This is a genomic window from Streptococcus sp. (genome assembly GCF_019414905.1).
In the GTDB taxonomy this organism is placed as follows: Bacteria; Bacillota; Bacilli; order Lactobacillales; family Streptococcaceae; genus Streptococcus.
This window is the reverse complement of the sequence record NZ_DXLC01000022.1, coordinates 1-3,751: the sequence shown is the minus strand read 5'-3', so window position 1 is coordinate 3,751 and position 3,751 is coordinate 1. Positions and strand designations below refer to the sequence as shown.

General features: G+C 40.3%; 5 protein-coding genes and 1 pseudogene. 3 read left to right on the top strand and 3 right to left on the bottom strand.

Annotated features, from left to right (window positions below):
* The 3 genes from QZ359_RS00500 to QZ359_RS00490 form a co-directional block, all read right to left on the bottom strand.
* Window positions 1-310, bottom strand: a 310-nt coding sequence (locus QZ359_RS00500) for a hypothetical protein (RefSeq protein ID WP_293951768.1), incomplete at its 3' end; no start/stop codon positions are given.
* Window positions 311-440: 130 nt separating this feature from the next.
* Window positions 441-1,148: a nicotinamide mononucleotide transporter gene (locus tag QZ359_RS00495; RefSeq protein ID WP_194251494.1), complete on the bottom strand. Its 708-nt coding sequence runs from the start codon at window positions 1,146-1,148 to the stop codon at window positions 441-443.
* A 119-nt stretch (window positions 1,149-1,267) separates the two neighbouring features.
* Window positions 1,268-1,918, bottom strand: a complete 651-nt coding sequence (locus QZ359_RS00490; protein WP_265473025.1) for a metal-dependent transcriptional regulator — start codon at window positions 1,916-1,918, stop codon at window positions 1,268-1,270.
* 111 nt (window positions 1,919-2,029) lie between these two features.
* Between QZ359_RS00490 and QZ359_RS00485 the strand changes: the two genes are divergently transcribed.
* The 3 genes and pseudogenes from QZ359_RS00485 to QZ359_RS00475 all read left to right on the top strand — a co-directional run.
* Window positions 2,030-2,872: a metallophosphoesterase family protein gene (locus QZ359_RS00485; RefSeq protein WP_293951764.1), complete on the top strand. Its 843-nt coding sequence runs from the start codon at window positions 2,030-2,032 to the stop codon at window positions 2,870-2,872.
* A gap of 75 nt (window positions 2,873-2,947) precedes the next feature.
* A complete protein-coding gene (locus QZ359_RS00480; RefSeq protein ID WP_001166796.1) occupies window positions 2,948-3,385 on the top strand; it encodes an Rrf2 family transcriptional regulator in 438 nt (145 codons plus the stop codon).
* Between the two features lie 68 nt (window positions 3,386-3,453).
* Window positions 3,454-3,751, top strand: a pseudogene (locus tag QZ359_RS00475) (hypothetical protein); the annotation flags it as partial.

The following is a 3,751-nucleotide window of genomic DNA, read 5'->3' as shown; positions in this document are numbered from 1 at the left end:
CAATTGGCATAAGAGAGGGAGAACGCTGAGAACTAGTGAAGGCTAAAAGGATAAAAAATAGAAAATCAATGGTGAGAACTCCTAAATAATAGAAGCGAATCTTTTTATTGATTTGAGGATAAATCTCAGCGAATTGATGTTTGAGTCGGAAAACCAAGCGAAATAGCAGGAGTCCCTGAGCAAGGAGGAAAATAAAACCAGAGAGCAAGAGCCATTCTAAAGCTGTCTCGGGTCTAGTGGTAAAAAATGCAAATAGTAGCAAATCGATAACTGCAATTGCTGTAAAATGGATTCTAAAGAGATTTTTCATAAGATGACCTCCCTCTTTTATCTATCTTCATTCTACTCCAAAAGAATAGAAGTTACAACTAAAATGATAAAAATAGCAGAAGGGAGATTCTCTTAAGTTGGCTAGTATTCTTTATTTGAGTTTTGTTCTATTATCTAACTTCTTCATCATTCCAGACAAATAAAGCTCCGATTGCATTGAGGATATAAAAGATGTATTTACCGATATTGGCGAAGTTTCCTTGAATACCAGCTTTTGTCAGCTGAACGAAATTGTAAATCAACCAAAAGCCCCACTGAGTTGTTAGTTTCAATGCGTTCAAAGCATTTGCAATGAGGGACAGTGCAAAGGCAATAGTTGTTACGTAGGCAAGGAGATTCATCTTGCCCCCATAGCCGATATAGTTTGTCACAAAGGCAAAGAGGAAGGCGATGATGGAAATAATGATGGCCGCCAATTTTAGCTGTTTTTGGCTCATTTGGTTGGGTCTGCCTTCTTGCGAAGCTTCCCATTTCTTAATCGCAAAGGTATAAATGAGGAAGGTGACAGGATAGGTGATAATGGCCGCCTTATTTCCAAGGATATAATCAATAGCACCGGACAAAATGGTATTAACAATACCAAAGTAATTTCCCCATTTGCTTAATTTCCCCGTGAAACGAGTGGACAACATGGAAATCCCAACGTTGGTTACGGAAATCAATCCAAAGGGTACAAGAGCTGTCCATGGTCCCCAATCTACGAATTTATCGAGGCGTGAGTTGAGGTAACCAGATGCAATCGCAATCCCAACGACCAAAGCAACCCCGAAGAGGTCGAACCATTTAGATGTAGCAAAAATTTTTAGTGATTTTTTCATAGTTTAAACTATCTTTCTTGTTTTTTACAAACATTCTACAACTAAATGAAAGCAAAATCAAATGCTAGAAATAAAACCCTGAAAATTTGATTTTCAGGGTTGGTAGGGGATTGGAGAAATTAGTCGATTCTCTCGACATAGAGTTGTTTGGCAATGTCCATACTTACTTGTAAGTCCTCGTCTTTACTGAGGATAGTGAAGGTATTGCTAAAGCCATCAAACTGCTTGACTTGGATATGGTCACCGATGTGAAGTGAGTGCTTGTCCAGATAACTGAGAATGTCAAAACTATCGTGCACCCGAGTTAGGCGATAGGAGCCAGCTTCCTTGATGTCAGCTAGTGGCAGGTTATTGATTTCAACTAAGAGTTCTCCCTTGGCAGGAATAGTTCCTCCGTGAGGGCAGGTCTTGGGAAATCCTAGCAATTTATCCAGTCTTTCCACGAACAGGTCAGAGACAGTATGTTCCAAGACTTCAGCTTCCTCGTGAATCTGGTCACTCGTATAGTCTAAATGATGGACTAGAAAAACTTCAATCAAGCGATGCTTACGATAGAGCTCAGAGACCAATTTGAGGCCGAGGTCAGTCAGTAGATAGCCACATTCCTTGTCCTTAAGGATGAGGTTTTCGCTCTTCATCCGTTTAATCATTTCAGTTACGGCAGGGGGAGAGACTTGCATGCGGGCCGCAATTTCCTTGTTGGTAATTTTATGCAGGTCTATGCCAATTTCATAAATACACTTTAGATAATCTTCTTTATTCGGGGTCATTCGTTTCCTCTTGTCTAATATCTTTATCTAGTATATCAAAAAAAGCTAGATTTCTCTAGCTGTGACTTTTTATGTTATACTTATTGCAAGAGAAAAAACGAGGAGATGGATATGACGAAAATAGCTCTTCTTTCAGATATTCATGGCAATACCACTGCTTTAGAGGCAGTTTTGGCAGATGCTCGGGAGCTAGGAGTGGATGAATACTGGCTTTTGGGAGACATTCTCATGCCAGGAACAGGGCGTAGAAGGATTTTGGACTTGTTGGCTCAACTACCGATTACGGCTAGAGTTTTGGGAAACTGGGAAGACAGTCTTTGGCATGGTGTCCGCAAGGAATTGGATAGTACTCGTCCCAGTCAACGCTATCTTTTACGCCAGTGCCAGTATGTTTTAGAGGAAATTTCCCTAGAAGAAATTGAACTGCTCCACAATCAACCACTCCAGATTCATCGTCAGTTTGGGAATTTGACAGTTGGAATTAGCCATCATCTGCCTGATAAGAACTGGGGGAGAGAGTTGATTCATACTGGAACGCAAGAGGATTTTGACCGTTTGGTGACCAATCCGCCTTGTGATATCGCTGTATATGGTCATATTCACCAGCAGTTGCTTCGTTACGGGACTGGTGGGCAATTAATTGTCAATCCGGGTTCGATTGGGCAGCCTTTCTTTCTAGATGCCCAGTTACGGAAGGACTTGCGAGCCCAGTATATGATTTTAGAATTTGATGACAAGGGCTTGGTAGATATGGACTTCCGACGGGTAGACTACGATGTGGTAGCTGAATTGCAACTGGCTAAAGACCTCAACCTTCCTTATTTTGAGGTTTATTATGAAAGTCTGGTCAATGGTATCCACCATACTCATCATCAGGAATTTTTGAGAGAACTGGCCCAGAAAGAGGGTTATGATAGGGAATTAGATGCCTGGTTGAAAAGTGGTAACGATTGACATTACAACTAAAAAGGGTATAATAATAGAAAAAGAAGAGTAGAGGCAGGGTAGCCTCGTAAAAAGGAGAAGAGGATGCAAATTCCAAGTAGATTTACTATTGCGACTCATATGCTGATAATTATTGCCCTCAAGGGGAAGGAAAGTAAGGTGACCAGTGATTTTCTGGCTGCTAGTGTCGGGGTCAATCCTGTCATTATCAGAAAGACCTTGTCCCAGTTGAAGAAGGCAGAGCTGATTTCAGTAGCGCGTGGAACAGGCGGAACAGAGATTGTTAAGGATCTCAAAGACATTAGTCTATTAGATGTTTATCAGGCGGTTGAGTGTCTTGGTAAGACTGGTCAACTCTTCAGTTTCCATGACAATCCAAATCCAAATTGCCCTGTAGGAGCTCATATTCATGATGTTTTGGATCAAAAATTGGAGAGAATTCAGTTGGCGATGGAGGCTGAACTTGGTCAGACCAGTCTAGAACAAGTCGTGGCAGATGCAGAGAGTCAGATGAAGGAGTAAGAGGGATAGATGCCCTCTTTTTCTCTTTAGATAATTATGATAAAATGTAGTTATTAAAGGAGGAAGAAATGTATCTCGTTATAGGAATTGTATTAGCATTTATAGTGTCATTTTGGAAGGATAATAGAAGTTTGTGGAATCCAGTATTATTCTTATTATCCCTCATTTCCAGTTATTTTTATCTAGGCTACCTTTTTTATCAAAATGGGTATGAGAAGATTCATTTCGCTTTTTTTATATTTCCCTTTATTTTACTTCCTTTTTTGCTTTTTCTAAGTGGCATCTTTCTAATCTATAATGGGGTCATTTTGTTGAAGCGAGAGGGACGTTCAAAAGCGAATTATCTCTCCCTGCTACTTGGAATAG